Origin of the sequence: Streptomyces sp. Tu 3180 (assembly GCF_009852415.1) — a bacterium.
In the GTDB taxonomy this organism is placed as follows: domain Bacteria; phylum Actinomycetota; class Actinomycetes; order Streptomycetales; family Streptomycetaceae; genus Streptomyces.
On sequence record NZ_WOXS01000002.1, the window covers coordinates 764,807 to 780,830 of the forward strand.

Genomic DNA, 16,024 nt, shown 5'->3' on the forward strand with positions numbered 1-16,024 from the left:
GTCAGGAAGGGGGTGCCCGCCCCCGGGAGGGCGGGCACCGCCGCGCGCGTCAGACGCCGAACTCCGCCGGCGAGATGCCGAGCGCCGCGCAGGCGTCGCGGATGACGTACTGCTCGGCCGCTTCGAAACTGCCGTCGGCACCGGCGACGACGATGCCGGTCTGGACGACCGCCCGGGCCTCGACCGGCTTCTTCGCCGCCTTGGCGATGTCCTCCAGCGCCCGGGCCTTGCCCTGCTCGAAATCGGCCGTGAGCCGGTCCACGTGCTCGTTGAACCGCTTGCGGAGCTGGTCCGCCGGGAAGTTCTGCAACACCTCGTTGGTGACGATCAGTTCCTCCACCCGCTGCCGCTCCGACGGCTCCACGTACCCGTCGGCCGCGGCGACCAACGCGCACATCGCCATGCTGGCGTCCCGGTAGGCGCCGCTCTTGAGCTCGGTCCTGGCCGAGGAGAGCTGGGACTTCAGCAGCCCGATCAGCTGGGCCTTGGAGCCTCCGGAGGACGAGCCGTGGCCGTGCCCGCCACCCTGTCCCTGCCCGAAGGGCCCCTGCTGCCCCGCGCCTCCCGCCCGCCCGCTCTGGGCCTGCTGGAGGGTCCTGGCCTGGTCCTTGAGCCGGTCCCACATCGCCACTCGTGCCACCTCGGCTTCTGTTGCTGTCCGTCCGGTCCTGGCGGTCAGTCCCGGATCTTCGCGGTCCGCCTGATCAACGGACGTGACCGCGACCGTGTTCCCGTCCGGGGAACCGCTCGGCCGTCCGAGTGATCGGAAGATATTCGAAACTTTCGAGCATCAACCCCCTGTCCACCGATCCTGGAACGCGACATTCCGACGACCTTGCCGGATCGAATCGCCAGAACACGCATGTGACCTGCTTTTATCTGGCGCCGCGCCACCACAAGGGAGAATGAACCTTTCGCATCCACTGCCGAAACTATTGACACGTTCATGACGTCACTCAACACTGGCGGAGCACTGACGAACCCGTCCTCCCACCGGTTCACCCGAGGAGCATCCATGCACCAGGAACACGACAAGGACGCCCCGCACGTCAGCCGCAGGAGCGTGCTCGGCGGCGCCGGCGCGTTGGCGCTGGGCGCCGCATCGGGGCTGGTCCTGCCGGGAACGGCCCACGCGGACACGACCATCACCACCAATCGGACCGGCACCGACAACGGCTTCTACTACTCGTTCTGGACCGACGGCGGCGGTTCGGTCTCCATGACGCTGTCCTCCGGCGGCAGCTACCGCACCTCCTGGACCAACTGCGGCAACTTCGTCTGCGGCAAGGGCTGGAGCAACGGCGGGCGGAGGAGCGTGCGGTACTCGGGCAGCTTCACCCCGTCCGGCAACGGCTACCTGACCCTCTACGGATGGACGTCCAACCCGCTCGTGGAGTACTACATCGTCGACAACTGGGGCACCTACCGGCCCACCGGCACCTACAAGGGCACCGTCACCAGCGACGGCGGCACGTACGACATCTACCAGACCACCCGCTACAACGCCCCGTCCGTCGAGGGCACCAAGACCTTCAACCAGTACTGGAGCGTCCGCCAGCAGAAGCGGACGGGCGGCACCATCACCACCGGGAACCACTTCGACGCCTGGTCGCGCGCCGGGATGCGGCTCGGCAGCTTCAGCTACTACATGATCCTCGCCACCGAGGGCTACCAGAGCAGCGGGAGCTCCAGCATCTCGGTCAGCGGCTGAACCGATCGGAGGTTTGGCTCCCGCAGGACGGGTGAGGCGGCTGGGATGTCGTCGCCCCGCATCCCAGCCGCCGCATCCCCTACGAGACGCCCCGCCGCGTCGCAGCCGGCCTGCACGACCGCCGCGGGCGGGACGGAGCGGGAGGAGCCCGCCGGAAAGGACGAGGGGTCCCGGCGGGCGCCCCGGCGCGACGCGTTCTTCGACAACGCCAAGTACCTGGCGATCGTCCTGGTGGCGGTGGGGCACGCGTGGGAACCGCTGCGCGCCGACAGCCGGACCGTGAGCGCGCTGTACATGCTCGTCTACGCGTTCCACATGCCCGCCTTCATCGTCGTCGCCGGCTACCACTCGCGCGGTTTCGACGGCAGCGAGGGGCGCGTCCGGCGCCTGGTCACCGGGGTGGTGCTGCCGTACGTGGTGTTCGAGACGGCGTACACCTTCTTCACCCGGTGGACGGACGGCGTGCCCGACCGGCCGGTCACCCTCCTGGAGCCGCTGTACCTGACGTGGTTCCTGGCCGCCCTGTTCGTGTGGCGGCTCACCACGCCGCTGTGGAAGCTCGTCCGGTGGCCGGTGCCGCTGGCGCTGGTCATCGCCATGGCGGCCACCCTCTCCCCCTCCCTCGGCGAGGACCTCGACGTGCAGCGCGCCCTGCAGTTCCTGCCGTACTTCGTGCTGGGCCTCTTCCTGCGGCCGGAGCACTTCCGGGCGGTGCGCCGGCGCCGGATGCGGGTCCTGGCCGTACCGGTGTTCGCCGGGGCGCTGGCCGTGGCGTACTGGGCGGTCCCCCGGGTGACGCCGGCCTGGCTCTACCACCGTGACAGTGCGCAGGAACTGGGGGCTCCGGCCTGGTACGGCCCCGTGGTGACCCTGGCCCTCTTCGCCTCCTCGCTGCTGCTCGTCGCGTGCTTCCTCGCCTGGGTGCCGGCACGGCGGACGTGGTTCACCGCGCTGGGCGCGGCCACGCTGTACGGCTACCTCCTGCACGGCTTCGTCGCGCAGGTCAGCAAGTACTGGGGCTGGTACGACGCCGACTGGCTGTACCGCCCGCCCGGCGCGGTCGTCGTCACCCTGGTCGCCGCGGTGGTCGTGACCGCTCTGTGCACGGCGCCCGTGCGGCGGGTCTTCCGGTGGGCGGTGGAGCCGAGGCCGGACCGGGCCTTCCGCCGTCCGGCGGCCGAACGCCCGTGAGGCGGGCCCGGAACCGGCGTGCGCGGCCCGGTCCGTCCGCACCCCCGCCGGGCCGGCCGGCGGTCCGGCACCGGCTCCTGGGAGCACTCCTCGTCGGCCGGGGGGCCGGCCCGGGTCCGTGCTCCGCCGCCGGATCGCCCGCCGGCCGGGAGCCCCGTGGGCCCTCTCAGGCCTCGGCGCGGTCCGGCGCGCCCGTCGCCCCGGCGCGGCCGCGGGCCGTGCCGGCCCCGGCGGCGCGGCGTTCGTACCGGAGCGCCACCCCCGTCGCGAGGGCGCCGAGGCCCTCCCAGACCCCGACGCCGATGAACGCCTCCGGCGCCCTTCCGCCGACCACCGCGGCCGTGAACACGGTGCACGTCAGCAACCGGAAGGGCACCGTCCAGCGGAAGAAGGCCCGCCAGTCGGCGAGCGCCGCCAGTACGTAGTACACGCCCATGTTGAGCGCCGCCGTCGACGACGCCGTCACGAAGGCCGGCGTGTGGTCACCGCTCCCCCGCCCGCCGGGGGCCGCGAGGCCGAGCAGCGACAGCTGCGCGGCCGGCGAGACGAGACCCACCGCGCCGAGGGCGGCGGCGAGCACGCCGAAGACGGCCATGGTCCAGCCCGAGGCTGAGCGGGGAAGTCGCACGCGGTGATCGTAGCGGCGACCGGGACGGCCGCAGGGCCCTTCCGGGACGCGGCTGTCGCTCAGCCCACCGTCCACTTCTGGTTCGCGGCGCCGGTGCAGGTCCAGATCTGGAGGCGGGTGGCGTTGGCCGAGCTGTTGCCGGTCGCGTCCAGGCACTTGTCGGCCTGCGGGTTGACGATGTCGCGCGCGGCGGTGACGACCCACTTCTGGGCGGCGGTGCCGTTGCAGTCCCACAGTTGGACGGGGGTGCCGTCGGCCGTGCCGCCCGAGGTGACGTCCAGGCACTTGCCGAGCGCGCGGATCGTGCCGTCACCGCCCACGGTCCACTGCTGGGCGGCGGTGCCGTTGCAGTCGTAGAGCTGGACGGGCGTGCCGTTGGCGCTGTTCGCGCCGGCCACGTCGACGCACTTGCCGGCCAGGCCCCGGATCGCGGCGCCCGGGGCCGCGTCACCCGTGGTCACCGACACGTGGTCCACGACGAGTTGCTGGGGGAAGACGGTGGAGCCGTCGGGGTCCCCGGGCCAGTAGCCGCCCACCGCCAGGTTCAGGATCAGGAAGAACGGCTTGTTGAACACCCAGCTCCGGCCGCCCAGATCGGCCGGGGTGCGGCGCTGGTAGACGTTCCCGTCCACGGACCAGGTGATCGAGTCCGGCGCCCAGTCGACGGCGAAGGTGTGGAAGTCGTCCGCGAAGGCCTGGCCCCCCGGCAGGGTGTAGGCCGCGCCGATGCCGCCCGCGCCGGAGTAGCCGGGGCCGTGGATCGTGCCGTGCACCGTGGACGGTTCGAAGCCGACGTTCTCCATGATGTCGATCTCGCCCGAGTCGGGCCAGTTGACCGGTGTGCCCAGCATCCAGAACGCGGGCCACATGCCCTGCCCGCGCGGGACCTTCATCCGCGCCTCGATGTGCCCGTACTGCGCGGTGAACCTCCCGGCGGTGTTCAGCCTGGCCGAGGTGTACTGACAGGTGCCGTACCAGCACTGGTAGTCGGCCGGGTTCTCCTTGCGGGCCGTGATCACCAGGTGGCCCCGGCCGTCCAGGGCGGCGTTCTTGTTGCCGGACGTGTAGTACTGCCGCTCGTGGTTGTTGACGTTGTCGCCGGTCTCGATCTGCCACTTCGAGGAGTCGACCGCCGCACCGGCGGGTCCGTCGAAGGTGTCCGAGAACGTCACGGCCGCCGCGGCGGTGGCGTCCGCCGGCTCCGCCTGCGCGGTTCCGGCGGCACCGGAGGCGACCAGGGCGGCGGACAGGGCGGCGATCAGCCATCTGCGGAGCGTGCGCGGAGAGGGCATGGCTCTCCCTTCCGTACGGCGCGGCCCGTGCACACGGGTGCGCCGACCGAGGTGGTGGGGGGTGGAGGTGCGCCCCTTGATTTAAGGAGTGAACTAAGAGGCCGTCAATACCCTGGTACGGACCAGCAGCCGGTGACGTCCTCCCCCGTTGCTCCCCGGATCCCCGGGCCCCCGGGCCCCCGGTCAGGCGGTGCTGCCCCACGAGGGCCGGTGCGCGCAGCCGGGGTCGTGCTCGGTCGCGCACGACGTCCACCAGCGTTCGCAGCACGCGGCCTCCACCTCGGCCCGGGCGAGCGCCGCGGCCGCCGCGTCGCGCCACGCCGCCCGGCGGCCCTCCCGCTCCCGGAGGACGGCGACGACGCGCCGTTCGTCGGCGATGACGGTCTCGCGGACGACCCCCATGACCGGGGCGAGGGAGGCGGCGGCCATGGCGAGGGTGGTCCAGAGCGGGACGGTGCCCCAGGTCCGCACGGTGCAGAAGGCGAGCCACAGGGCGACGGCTGCGTAGAGGACGGTGAGCGTGCGGCTGCCTCTGCTCATGGCGGTTCTCCTTCTCGGTCCGTCGCGGGTCGTCGGCCGGCCCGCCGGCGCGTCCCGTCGACTCCGGCTGGACTCCTGATGCCCGCGATGCGCGCCACCATGACTCCGGACGCTGTCGCGGGACGGGTCCGGCGTCCGCGACGAGGACGCCGCCCGCCCCTCCCCGTTCGTACGGCGCCACATCGACCTGCCCGGCCGCCACTCCTTCCGGCTACCGGACCTCCCCGGCGGCCTGCGACCGCCGCGCGCCCCGGACTCCACCGACGAGTGGCACACCGGTCCGGGCGGGGAGAGCGGATCCGTCCCCGGCGGAGACCACCTCGCTTTGGCGCCTGGCCGGCAACTGACCACGGCTCAGCGTCGGTGGTCGCCGGGGGCCGGCAGGCTGGTGACCTCGGCGACGGCTTCCGGGGAGAGGGTGGAAGCAGCGGCGGACGTCCCCCGGCTTCCCGTGCCTCGACCTGGCCACCGGCACCAGCGGGCTCGCTCCGGCCTCGCCGAGGTGCGTGGATCCGGAACGCCGCCGCTCGTGCGGGTCCCGACCCGTGCCGATCCCGTCGTCGGTGAGCGCCTTCCCGCCGGGCCCAGGGCCGTGGGGTGCGGATGCCGGGCTCACAAGGCCCCGGGAGGGACCGGTCGTTGGCGTCGCCGCCGACTGCGTCCCGGCCTGCACCCGTGTCCTTGCCTCGGTGGCCCGGTCCACCGCTTTCGCTTCACGGGGAAAGCGGCGGTGAGACGGACGACGGCGATGGCGGCGGGCACGAGTGCCGTCGTCATGCCGCCGGGGAGGCTTCCGCCCCGAGATCCTCCGCCTCAGCCGGTGGACGCGGACAGCAGGAGGCGGACGACCCGACCGGGATCGTCGGACATGGGTGAGTGCCCGCATCCGTGCAGCCGGACATGACGGGCCCCGGGCAGGAGCCGGGCCGCCCGGCGGGCCTGGTACCGGGGTGTCATGAGGTCCCGGGTGCCCCAAGCGACGGTGACGGGGACACGGGGAGGGAAGCCATGCAGCCGGTAGGTGCGCGCTGCCCGGCGCGTGGCTTCGAAACCGGGTGAGCCGGCCAGGTTGCGCAGGGCACCGCCGGCCGCCTCCGCCGTCATCCGCCGGGGTCGCGCGACGAGTTGCCAGAACGCGAGCGTGCGGCCCAGCGGACTGCCGGCCACCCGCGCCGTGCGGTGGCCGAGGGCCTTCGCCATCGTGCGCGCGATCCGGAGCGAGCCGAGGACGTAGGCGGCCTCGGGGCCGGTCCACAGCCCGATCGGGGACAAGGCGACGGCGCTGCCGACCGCGTCGGCCCGGGCGAGTTCGAGCGCGACGGCTCCACCGAGCGAGTTGCCGACGACCGGTGGGCGCGTGAGGCCGGCCGTGGAGAACCACATGGCGACCTCGGCGGCCAGTTGGCGAACGGTGGGGGCGGTGCCACCCGGTAACGGCGGGCTGTCGCCGAATCCCGGCAGATCGACGGTCACGACCTCGCGCTCGGCGGTCAGCAGGTCGATGACGGGTGCCCAGCCCTCTCGGTCCAGCTGCTGGATCACCACCAGGGGCGGCCCCGTGCCGCGGCGGCTGCTGGAGAGCTGGATGTCCGGCATATGCGAATCATATGGACATGATCAGCGGTCGTGCGATCCGATCGGGCCATCCGCGCGGCGGCCGGCCGCCGGCCCGCCACGCCCCGGCCCGCCACCGGACAGGCGCCGGCCCCGGCCACGTGACAACGCCCCATCGCGGGCAGGCCCGGTCGTCACGACCGGGCCTGCCCGTACGAGATGCCTTCACCACAAACAGAACAGCGATTCTGCTAGCATCCCTCCACAAGAAGAACAGTGATTCTTTTTGTGGGAGGTGCAGTGCCTCGGCTCACCGACGCGCGCAAGGAACTCCGGCGTACTCAGATCGCCGAGGCCGCCGTCCGCTGCTTCAACCGCAACGGCCTGGAACGGACCTCGATCGCCGACATCACCGCCGAGTCCGGCCTCTCGGCCGGCTCGATCTACGCGCACTACCGCAACAAGGCCGACCTGGTCCGGGCCGCCGCCCGCGAGGTGCTCGCCAAGCGCGCCGACGCCCTCGGCGAGTACGCCGCGGCCGACGCCCCACCCGGCCCCGACGAACTGCTCTCCCGCCTGACCGCCGCGATCGACCCCGCCGAGGCCCGGGTCGGCGTGCAGACCTGGGGCGAGGCGACCACCGACCCGGCCATCCGCGACATCGTCGTCGACATGACCGGCCGGATGCGCGCGATGCTGCACGACTGCGTCACGGCCTGGCTCGTCAAGGTCGAGCACCACGAGCCGCCCCGGGCCCGGGAGCGCGCCACCCCGATCGCCCACCGGATCATGGCGCTCTACCAGGCCGAACTGCTGTACACCGCCTTGCGGACACCACCCGAGGAGACAGCGTCATGACCACCGCGACCGCTTCGTTCGCCGCCCGCACCGTTTTCCGCATCGGCTACGGCGCACTGCAGCTCGAGCGCCTGCGCGACCGCCGCGGCGAGGCCGTCGCGCTGTTGCGCCGCGCGGTCGAACTGGGCGTCGACCACGTGGACACCGCCGAGTTCTACGGCTTCGGCTACGCCAACGACGTGATCCGCGAGGCGCTGCGCCCCGGGGACGACGTCCTGGTCGTCACGAAGGTCGGCGCCGACCCCGACCCCGGCGGGCGCCTGCCGCTGCGCCTGGCACAGCGACCCGAGCAGCTGCGCGCCGGCGTCGAGGCCAACCTGCGCAGCCTCGGCGTCGACCGGCTCGCGGTCGTCAACCTGCGCCGCCTGGACACCGGCCCCGGCCTGCGTCCCGAGGGCGACCAGGTCGTCGATCTCGACGACCAGCTCGCGGTGATGACCGCCATGCGCGACGAGGGCAAGATCGGCGCGATCGGCCTGAGCGGCGTCACCCTCGACGGGCTGCGCCGTGCCCTGCCCGCCGGCGTCGTCTGCGTGCAGAACGCCTACAGCCTCGTCTCCCGCGACGACGAGGACATGCTGCAGCTGTGCGCGGCCGAGGGCATCGCCTGGGTGCCGTTCTTCCCGCTCGGCGGGGCCTTCCCCGGCTTGCCCAAAGCGACCGACGAGCCGGCGGTGCACGCCGTGGCCGAGTCCCTGGGCGTCACGCCCTCCCAGGTCGCCCTCGCCTGGCTGCTGCACCACGCCCCGAACGTGCTGCTCATCCCGGGCACCGCCAACGCCGCCCACCTGGAGGCCAACATCGCGGTCAGCGAGATCACCCTCGACGCCGCGGACCTCGCCGTCCTCGACGGCATCGAGTCCCGCTCCAGCGCAGTCCCCCTCGGCTGAACGGAACCAGCGCGGCCCGGGCCGCGACCGCACCCCACGCCGGACAGCCCGACGAACCGCCGGGCCACGCCGGGAAACCGCGCAGTACCGGGCTCCAAGGACGGATCATGAAGGCCATCATCCACCGCGACAACGGCGCACCCGGGGTTCTCCGGCTCGTCGACCGTGACCTGCCCGAGCCCGGCCCCGGCGAGGTTCGTGTCCGGGTCGCCGTGTCCGGGGTCAACCCGACCGACTGGCAGGCACGTTCCGGCGCCGGCCATCCCAAGCGCTTCGTCGAGGTCACCCCGCACCTCGACGGCGCCGGCACGATCGACGCCGTGGGTGAGGGTGTCGGCCAGAGCCGGGTCGGTCAGCGGGTCTGGCTGTTCATGGCCGCCGCCGGGCGGCCCACCGGCACCGCCGCCGAGTTCACCGTCGTGCCCGCCGAACAGGCCGTGCCGCTGCCCGACGAGGCCGGCTTCGACGTCGGCGCCGCACTCGGAGTTCCCGCGCTGACCGCGCACCGCGCGCTCACCGTCGCCGAGGACGGGCCGCGCCGTCTGCGGCCCGGGGCGCTCGGCGGGAGGGTGGTGCTCGCCGCGGGCGGGGCCGGGGCCGTGGGGCACGCGGTGATCCAGCTCGCCCGATGGGCCGGCGCCACCGTGATCAGCACGATCAGCAGCCCGGGGAAAGCCCGGCTGGCCACCGCCGCCGGAGCCCACCACGTGATCAACTATCGCGAGGGCGACCCGGCCGCCGGGATCCGCGGGATCGCCCCGGACGGCGTCGACATCGTCGCCGAGGTGGCGCTGGGCACGAACCTCGCGCTGGACCTGGCCGTGCTGCGGACCCGCGGCACGATCTCGGCCTACGCCAACGACGGTGGCAGGCCGGTCGAACTGAACGTGCTGCAGAACATGGTGCTGAACACACGCTTCCAGTTCCTGGTGCTCTACACGGCCGGTCCGGAGGCACGCGCCGCGGCCGTCCAGGACGTCGCCGCCGCGGTGGGCGACGGCGCGCTGCCGGTCGGTGAGGAGCACGGCCTGCCGCTGATCCGCTTTCCCCTCGACCGCACCGCCGACGCGCACCGAGCGGTCGAGAGCCGCGCGGTCGGCAAGGTCCTGGTGGACGTCCCCTCCTGACGCCAGGCCGGCCACCACGGGCGGGCGGTGGAGCCGGGTTCCGGCTGTGCGGTCGGGGCGTGGCGGACAGCGGAAGCACAGCCGCACGCAGGGGGAGATGACCTCGACCGGACAGCCGGTGCCCCTTGTACGACTCGGGGGACCTCGAGCAGATCACACGCCCGTTCGACGTTGTGGCCGCCCTGCTTCTCCGCCTCGGTGACGGTGCGCCGTCACCGGGTCTCCCCCGTCCCCGCGTCCGCGGGCGAGTCCGGGCCCACAGATCAACTGCCCGGTCCCGGGGAGGCGGCGGAGGACGTCGGGTGCGCACGCAAGCTGATTATGATCTTGGTCATGTCTATGCAGAACTCTGACAGGCCCCTTTCCCGTAAGCAAAGGCTCCAGGAGAAGCAGCGTCGCCAGTTGGCGGTGGTCGACACCGTGGACAAGGCCGAGGCGAAGGTCCGCAAGGCGGAGGTCGAGCTGGCTGTGGCTGTCACCGAAGCCGTGCAGGTGTTCGGTGACGAGCAGTCCGCGTCCGACGGGCTCGACATGCCGATCGAAGCGATCCGGCGCTTCCTCGGCATGGCACAGGGCGAAGCGGTCGGCGCCGGCGACGTCGCCGGCGCATCCTGAGCCCGACCCGGGAAAGCCGTAGGTGATGAGGTCTGCTCACCGCGCCTGCGGGAACGGTCCCGCCGTCGCCTGGATGTGACGGGCGGGCTCGGGCGCGGCCGCGGCGAGGAGGTGTCGAACTGGCCGGGGACGCCGCAGTCGGCGGCCAGGGCGGCCGTTCCGCGCTCCGTCATCATCACGCTGATCGCGTTGCCGAGTCCGAGCGGTTCGCGGTCGTCCCGGCACATGACCGTGCGGGTGCGCCGCTTCGGCTTCTCCTTCTGGGGGGCGCCGTTCTTCTTCGCCGCATCCCGGACCGCGACCAGGGCCTGACGCGCGAGGTCGGCCCCGCTCAGCTCGGTGCTCACGCCCGCACCGCCCTGATCGTGCCGCTGCCCGGCGAACGCGCGGCGAGCCGGTCCGACCACGGCGCGGATCACCGCCTGCTCACGCAACTGCTCCAGCCGCGTCACCGCCGGGTACTGCGCGGTGCGCTCCCGGGCGGCGTCGGCGGCCTTCGTCGCGGCAGCGACAGCGTCCGCGCCGTTCGGGTTGTGCCGGAACCAGTAGCGGTTCTGCTCGGTCCTGTACGCCCGCCGGGCCTCGGTCCGCGGGCGGCGGTGGGCCGGCCACCGGCGCACCCATGAGGCCATCGCGTGGAAGTACCGCACCAACTCGCCCCGGCGGGACCTGCCTGCCGGGCTCGGCGCGTTCCAGACCGCTCACAGACGGCTGATCGGGCGGACAGTCGACGGCACCGGGGAGACGGTCCTCGGCGCCGTCCTGGCGGCGGACGCCGACGACGACATCGACCGGACGGCATCGGTGGACTCCGCAGTCGTCCGAGCCCACCAGCACGCAGCCGGAGTGCGCAAAGGAGGGCAACCGCTCCGGCGGGCCCACCGGTCACGCACCCGGACGCTCCCGCGGCGGGCTGAGCACGAAAGTCCACCTGGCCGCGGACGGCCGTGCACGACCACTCGCCCTCACCGTCACCCCAGGCCCGGCCGGTGATGCACCCGCTTCCGGGACGGTCATGTCCCGCATCCGCGTCCCCCGCAACGGCCCGGGCAGGCCGCGAGCCCGCCCCTTCGCCGCGCCGGCCGACCGCGCCTGCTCGTCCCGCGCCCTCCGCATCCACCTGCGGCGCCGGGGCATCCGCGCGGTCATCCCGCAGCCGTCCGACCAGATCGGCCACCGCCGGCGGCGAGGCCGCCGAGGCGGCCGCCCACCCGGTTTCGACCGCGAGGCCTGCACGCACCGCAACACCGTCGAGCACTGCGTCAACCGACTCACGCAGTGGCGCGGCCTGGTCACACGACCCGGCAAACCCGCGATCGCCTTCCAGGCCGCACTTCACCCTGCCGCCGTCCTCATCCGGACAGACGGTTGATGGCCGGGAAGACCGGATACCCCTGCCCAGACGATCGCGCGGCGCGCAAAGATCAGCGCATGGACGATCTGCTGAAGTTCCTTGCCGCACGCATCGACGAGGACAGACACCACGCGGCCGACACCACCGGCAGCGAAGCCCTTCCCGGCAGTCATCTGCCCCTGCTCGACTCGATCGAGACGCTGGTGAACGAGTACAGAAGCATGGCGGACCCCTGGGACGGACGCACACACGGCCTCACGTACGCCCTTCGCGCCCTTGCGCAGGCGTACGCGGCGCATCCCGCCTACCGCCAGGAATGGCACCCGTAGGCCGCTTCGAGGAGGCACCCCCTGGTCCTCCGGCTCCGCGGACCAGCCGGATGACCATTCGTCAGACAGGACCCAGGCCCTGTCTCCCTGGTGAAGATGCCTGCTGTCTGTCAGCCGAACATGCCCGCGTAGGGGTCCGGTTCACCAGTCATCGGGTCCAGGCCGGCGTGGAAGCGGCGTTCCTGCTCCTCGTGATGGACGAAGGTCCCCACTCGTCCCCACAGCGAGAGGTCGCTCAGGGGGCACGCGTCGAATCCGGCAGTCATGAGGCGCCGCAGGAATTCGGTCATACCGCAGTGGAACAGGGCCCAGCGGGGACTGCCGTGCCTTCTCCAGACGACCACAGGCCATTGGTCGGGGTCGGGTCCGGTCATCAGCCAGCCGAGTTCGTTTGCGTTGCACCCGCTGCCCCAGGGCAGCACTCGGTCAGCGCCCAGTGCGACCCCGGGTACTCCGCCCTCCCTGGTCCACAGTTCGCGGAACCCGGCCGCGTGACCGGTGATCGACGCCTGCCAGCCGTTCCCGGTCGCCAGAGGCGGGAGGACGACCAGGTCATCGATGCAGCCGCCTCCATAGACAGCCATGAAGTCGCGATAGTCGGCGGGGAGAGGAGTGCTCAGGACGGCTTCCACCGCTGTCCAGTCCACCTGCTCGTCCGCACCCCATTCGTGGTGCAGGATCCGCTGCAGCGCCTCCATGTCGGTTCGGCCGGCCATCTGTCCTCCTGACTAATCGTGCTGGTGCACGATATCCGGCCGAACGCCGGCGAGCGCGGCCGGCAGTCACCGGCGCCTCGGTGTCGAAGGGCGGCTGCCGTGGATCCCCTCGGCCGCGGTCCCGTCTCCCCCACCGCCCCGGCGCGGAGTCGGCGACCGCACCGGTCGGGAGGCCGAACTGGTGCGCTACATTTTGCTCGCCCTCGACCGCGATCACTCACGATCCCTCACGCTACGGAGCCGGCACACCCCATGAGCGACATCGTCAACGGACTCGGCCGGGCCACCGCCTACGGCGCACTCGGTCTGGTCCTGCTGGTCCTCGGCATCGTCCTGGTCGACATCCTGACGCCCGGAAAGCTCGGCCGGCAGATCTGGGAGGAGCGCAACCGCAACGCCGCCGTGGTGCTCAGCTCCTCCCTGCTCGGCATCGGCGGGATCGTGTTCACCTCCATCTGGACGACGTACGAGGACTTCGGCAAGGGGCTGGTGTCGACGGCGGCGTTCGGGTTGCTGGGCCTGGTGATGATGGCCGTGGCGTTCCTGGTGGTGGACCTCATCACGCCGGGGCGCCTGGGCGCGACGCTGGTGGAGCCGGAGCCCCACCCCGCGGTCTGGGTGACGGCGTCCTGCAACCTCGCGGTGTCCGCCGTCGTCTCGGCGTGCATCGCCTGACGCCGTCTCCTCGCCGCTTCGGCGGCGATCCTGCGGAACCGTCCCGGGTGCGCGCCGGCGGCACGACGGAGGCATCCGGCGGAGCCGCCCGCGCGGTCAGTCGGAGACGATGCGCAGGAGTGCCGTGCCGTCCTTCCCGGTTGCCGCCTGGACGACCACGGCACCGGTCGGGGCACGGGGCGGCCGGGCGTCGGCCGGGCCGCAGGAATTGCCGGAACCGTTGCCGCGCAGGACGGTGACGCAGCCCTGCCCGGGGCCTTCGGCTCCGGCCCGGGACCGGCCGTTGCCCGACCTCACCGTGTACTCGATCCGGTTCGGGCCGACCTCGGTCACGGACAGCGTCGCGCTGCCGGACGGTCCCTCGAAGCGGACGGTGACCGGTCGGGACACCGCGATCTCGCAGTCCCCGTCCGCGCAGGCGCCGACGTCGTGCCCGTCCGCCGCCGGCACCGGGGGCTGCGCGGAGCGGGGCTCCGACGCCTGCCCGTCGCCGCCCCTGGAGGCTCCGCTCTGCCTGTCCGGGCCGCCGCAGCCGGCCACCGTGGCGGCGGCCAGCACCGCCAGGACCGCGGCCGTTCCGGCCCGGTGGCGGGCACACGCCCCCCGTGACCTGTCCGTCGACGTGGTCGCCGCCATGATGCCCCCGTGTGCGTGGTCCCGTCCGGCCGTCAGCCTTCCCCCGTGCCGCGGCTCCCACTCCGGTCGCGGCGTGACGTTCGCTCCCGCGGGTGAACGCGCCCCTCTCGCCCCGGGGATCTGCCGGCTCCTGGAGACCCGTCGACGTCGCCGTGACGCGAGACGACGCCGGGAACCTGTGCGCGGTGGACGGGGGCGTGGACACCGGGTCCTTCCGGTGACGGCTCAGCCGTGGACGCCGTGGAACGGGTCCCGGTCCGCGGCAGGGCGGGAATCCGGTCACCGCGCACGCACGGCGCTCGCCGCGGCTGCCGTGCAGAGCCCGTGCTGTGAACGGGCGATGCACCGGACGATCGAGCGCACCGACGCGCGCACCTGGCCGAACGAGCAGCTGAAGGAGCTCTTCAGTGAGGGCTTCCCCGAGTTCATCACGGCGGGCCGGCTGGTGAAGGAGTACATGGGCCGGGTCAGGGAGTGGTTCGCCGGCCTGAACCTCATGCTGGTGGACGAGAACGGGGTGCCGGTCGCCTCGGGCCGGGGTGTTCCCGTCCGCTGGGACGGCAGGCCCGAGACGCTTCCCACCGGATACACCGACGCCCTCGCGCGTGCCGTCGAGGGCCGTGAGCGGCAGGTGGCGGCCGACACCCTGGTGATCTGCGGCGCGATCGTCACGCCGTCGCCCACGGGGCGCGGCCTGGCGGGAGAGACCCCGAAGGCCCTGCGCCGGAGGGCCGCGGACGCCGGCCTGGCGCGGGTCGTCGCCCCGGTCCGGCCGACGCCGAAGGCGCGGTACCCGCTGACGCCGATCGAGACCTTCATGAGGTGGACCCGCGCGGACGGGACGGCTCTCGATCCCTGGATCCGGACGCACCAGCGTCTCGGCGCCGGGATACCGGCGGCCGCTCCCGCGTCGCAGACCATGACCGGCACCGTCGCCGAGTGGGAACGCTGGCCCCGGACGGCCTTCCCCGAGTCGGGCGACTACGTGATCCCGGACGGACTCGGCCTGCTGCGGATCAGCCGTTCCGCCGATCAGGGCGTCCACCGGGAGCCCGACGTGTGGATGCGGCACGGCTGAGGGGCCGTACCGCGCGTTCGCCGGGGACGGGCACCGCCGTGATGCCCGTCCGGGTCACGCCGCGCGCCTGCGCTCCTTCGCCACGCGTATCGACACGGGCGGCTGGACGCGGGCGGCCGTGCGGACGCGGTACGTCGTCCGGTTGGGGTCCACGACGGGCTCTCCGAGGGTGATCCGCCCCGCCGCGTGCAGTTCGTCGCACTCGGCGGTGGGCAGGGCGGCGTAGCAGCCCCCCGTGCCGGTGACGGGGTCGATCGGGCGCCAGTAGCTGTACCTGCGGCGGCCGTTCGCGAACACGGTGACGTAGGTGGGGGTGCGCGGGTCGGAGACGATGCGCAGCACGTCGACGCGGTCGGTGCCGGTCGGGGCGTGCGGCCGGGACGGGGGGGTCCGGAACACGGTCGCCGACGGTCCGCCGCGGGCCCGGCCCCCGGGCGCACCGGGTGGACCGGCGGTCGTGGCGGCCCTTGTGCCGAGTCCGGTGGTGGCCGTGCCCTGCTCGGCGGCCGCCCGGGGGCGTCGGCGGCGCGCGGTCGGAAGGACGACGAGGGCGTTCGCCTGGTCGACGGTGGAGAGCATCAGCAGTACCTTTCCGGAGCCGGGACTCGAGACCGTCTACCCAGCGGGGCGCCGGTGTTGATCTCTTTTTCCGATCATTGTGCAACCCCGCACCGACAACGTCACGGCGACACGGCCGTGTAAGCCACCAGCGAAAGATCATTTCGCTGTTCTCCCGTACGTGGAACCGGAGTTCACGGCCGCCCCCGCCCCGTGCCGCGCGGACGGAGCGAGCGACGCCGGGGGCGTCGCACGTCCGGGCCGGCCCGCGA

18 protein-coding genes and 1 pseudogene are annotated in these 16,024 nt (G+C 73.0%); 11 read left to right on the forward strand and 8 right to left on the reverse strand.

Going from position 1 to position 16,024, the window contains the following annotated elements; translation table 11 throughout:
• Positions 1–49: 49 nt before the first annotated feature.
• Positions 50–631 carry a tellurite resistance TerB family protein gene (locus GL259_RS04295; protein WP_159538370.1) on the reverse strand — a complete coding sequence of 194 codons (582 nt, stop codon included), beginning with the start codon at positions 629–631 and terminating at the stop codon, positions 50–52.
• A gap of 384 nt (positions 632–1,015) precedes the next feature.
• Between GL259_RS04295 and GL259_RS04300 the strand changes: the two genes are divergently transcribed.
• Together GL259_RS04300 and GL259_RS04305 are read left to right on the forward strand one after the other, a co-directional pair.
• On the forward strand, positions 1,016–1,711 hold the full coding sequence (locus tag GL259_RS04300) for a glycoside hydrolase family 11 protein (protein ID WP_159529309.1): 696 nt from the start codon (positions 1,016–1,018) through the stop codon (positions 1,709–1,711).
• A 45-nt stretch (positions 1,712–1,756) separates the two neighbouring features.
• Positions 1,757–2,902 carry an acyltransferase family protein gene (locus tag GL259_RS04305; RefSeq protein WP_159529310.1) on the forward strand — a complete coding sequence of 382 codons (1,146 nt, stop codon included), beginning with the start codon at positions 1,757–1,759 and terminating at the stop codon, positions 2,900–2,902.
• A 166-nt stretch (positions 2,903–3,068) separates the two neighbouring features.
• Here the strand turns inward: GL259_RS04305 and GL259_RS04310 are convergent, their stop codons facing one another.
• From GL259_RS04310 to GL259_RS04325, 4 genes are all read right to left on the reverse strand, one after another.
• A complete protein-coding gene (locus tag GL259_RS04310; RefSeq protein WP_159538372.1) occupies positions 3,069–3,497 on the reverse strand; it encodes a hypothetical protein in 429 nt (142 codons plus the stop codon).
• A 92-nt stretch (positions 3,498–3,589) separates the two neighbouring features.
• Complete coding sequence (locus tag GL259_RS04315; protein WP_159529311.1) at positions 3,590–4,822, reverse strand: glycoside hydrolase family 16 protein; 1,233 nt, start codon at positions 4,820–4,822, stop codon at positions 3,590–3,592.
• 183 nt (positions 4,823–5,005) lie between these two features.
• A complete protein-coding gene (locus tag GL259_RS04320; protein ID WP_159529313.1) occupies positions 5,006–5,362 on the reverse strand; it encodes a hypothetical protein in 357 nt (118 codons plus the stop codon).
• 813 nt (positions 5,363–6,175) lie between these two features.
• On the reverse strand, positions 6,176–6,958 hold the full coding sequence (locus GL259_RS04325) for an alpha/beta fold hydrolase (protein WP_243762244.1): 783 nt from the start codon (positions 6,956–6,958) through the stop codon (positions 6,176–6,178).
• A 258-nt stretch (positions 6,959–7,216) separates the two neighbouring features.
• Between GL259_RS04325 and GL259_RS04330 the strand changes: the two genes are divergently transcribed.
• The 7 genes and pseudogenes from GL259_RS04330 to GL259_RS04360 all read left to right on the forward strand — a co-directional run bounded on the left by GL259_RS04330 (position 7,217) and on the right by GL259_RS04360 (position 12,089).
• Positions 7,217–7,774 (forward strand): TetR family transcriptional regulator, encoded by a 558-nt coding sequence (locus GL259_RS04330; RefSeq protein WP_159529314.1) that lies wholly within the window; start codon positions 7,217–7,219, stop codon positions 7,772–7,774.
• Complete coding sequence (locus GL259_RS04335; protein ID WP_159529315.1) at positions 7,771–8,664, forward strand: aldo/keto reductase; 894 nt, start codon at positions 7,771–7,773, stop codon at positions 8,662–8,664. Before GL259_RS04330 ends, GL259_RS04335 begins: the two co-directional genes overlap by 4 nt.
• A gap of 107 nt (positions 8,665–8,771) precedes the next feature.
• A complete protein-coding gene (locus tag GL259_RS04340) occupies positions 8,772–9,791 on the forward strand; it encodes an NADPH:quinone reductase (RefSeq protein WP_159529316.1) in 1,020 nt (339 codons plus the stop codon).
• Positions 9,792–10,124: 333 nt separating this feature from the next.
• A complete protein-coding gene (locus tag GL259_RS04345; RefSeq protein ID WP_243762245.1) occupies positions 10,125–10,406 on the forward strand; it encodes a hypothetical protein in 282 nt (93 codons plus the stop codon).
• A gap of 111 nt (positions 10,407–10,517) precedes the next feature.
• Entirely contained in the window at positions 10,518–10,718 is a 201-nt protein-coding gene (locus tag GL259_RS04350) for a hypothetical protein (RefSeq protein WP_159529318.1), read from the forward strand.
• A gap of 149 nt (positions 10,719–10,867) precedes the next feature.
• Positions 10,868–11,778, forward strand: a pseudogene (locus tag GL259_RS04355) (IS5 family transposase).
• 59 nt (positions 11,779–11,837) lie between these two features.
• Positions 11,838–12,089, forward strand: coding sequence for a DUF6221 family protein (locus tag GL259_RS04360; RefSeq protein WP_159529319.1), 252 nt, complete (start codon positions 11,838–11,840; stop codon positions 12,087–12,089).
• A 110-nt stretch (positions 12,090–12,199) separates the two neighbouring features.
• Here the strand turns inward: GL259_RS04360 and GL259_RS04365 are convergent, their stop codons facing one another.
• Positions 12,200–12,805 (reverse strand): SMI1/KNR4 family protein, encoded by a 606-nt coding sequence (locus tag GL259_RS04365; RefSeq protein ID WP_243762246.1) that lies wholly within the window; start codon positions 12,803–12,805, stop codon positions 12,200–12,202.
• Between the two features lie 252 nt (positions 12,806–13,057).
• Between GL259_RS04365 and GL259_RS04370 the strand changes: the two genes are divergently transcribed.
• A complete protein-coding gene (locus GL259_RS04370; RefSeq protein ID WP_159529320.1) occupies positions 13,058–13,480 on the forward strand; it encodes a DUF350 domain-containing protein in 423 nt (140 codons plus the stop codon).
• Positions 13,481–13,576: 96 nt separating this feature from the next.
• Here GL259_RS04370 and GL259_RS04375 read toward each other — a convergent pair whose 3' ends face one another.
• Positions 13,577–14,116 carry a hypothetical protein gene (locus tag GL259_RS04375; RefSeq protein WP_243762247.1) on the reverse strand — a complete coding sequence of 180 codons (540 nt, stop codon included), beginning with the start codon at positions 14,114–14,116 and terminating at the stop codon, positions 13,577–13,579.
• 340 nt (positions 14,117–14,456) lie between these two features.
• On the opposite strand from GL259_RS04375, the gene GL259_RS04380 reads away from it, so the two are divergent.
• On the forward strand, positions 14,457–15,194 hold the full coding sequence (locus GL259_RS04380) for a hypothetical protein (protein WP_159529321.1): 738 nt from the start codon (positions 14,457–14,459) through the stop codon (positions 15,192–15,194).
• 54 nt (positions 15,195–15,248) lie between these two features.
• On the opposite strand, the gene GL259_RS04385 is transcribed toward GL259_RS04380, so the two are convergent.
• On the reverse strand, positions 15,249–15,773 hold the full coding sequence (locus tag GL259_RS04385) for a hypothetical protein (RefSeq protein WP_159529322.1): 525 nt from the start codon (positions 15,771–15,773) through the stop codon (positions 15,249–15,251).
• Between the last annotated feature and the right edge of the window lie 251 nt (positions 15,774–16,024).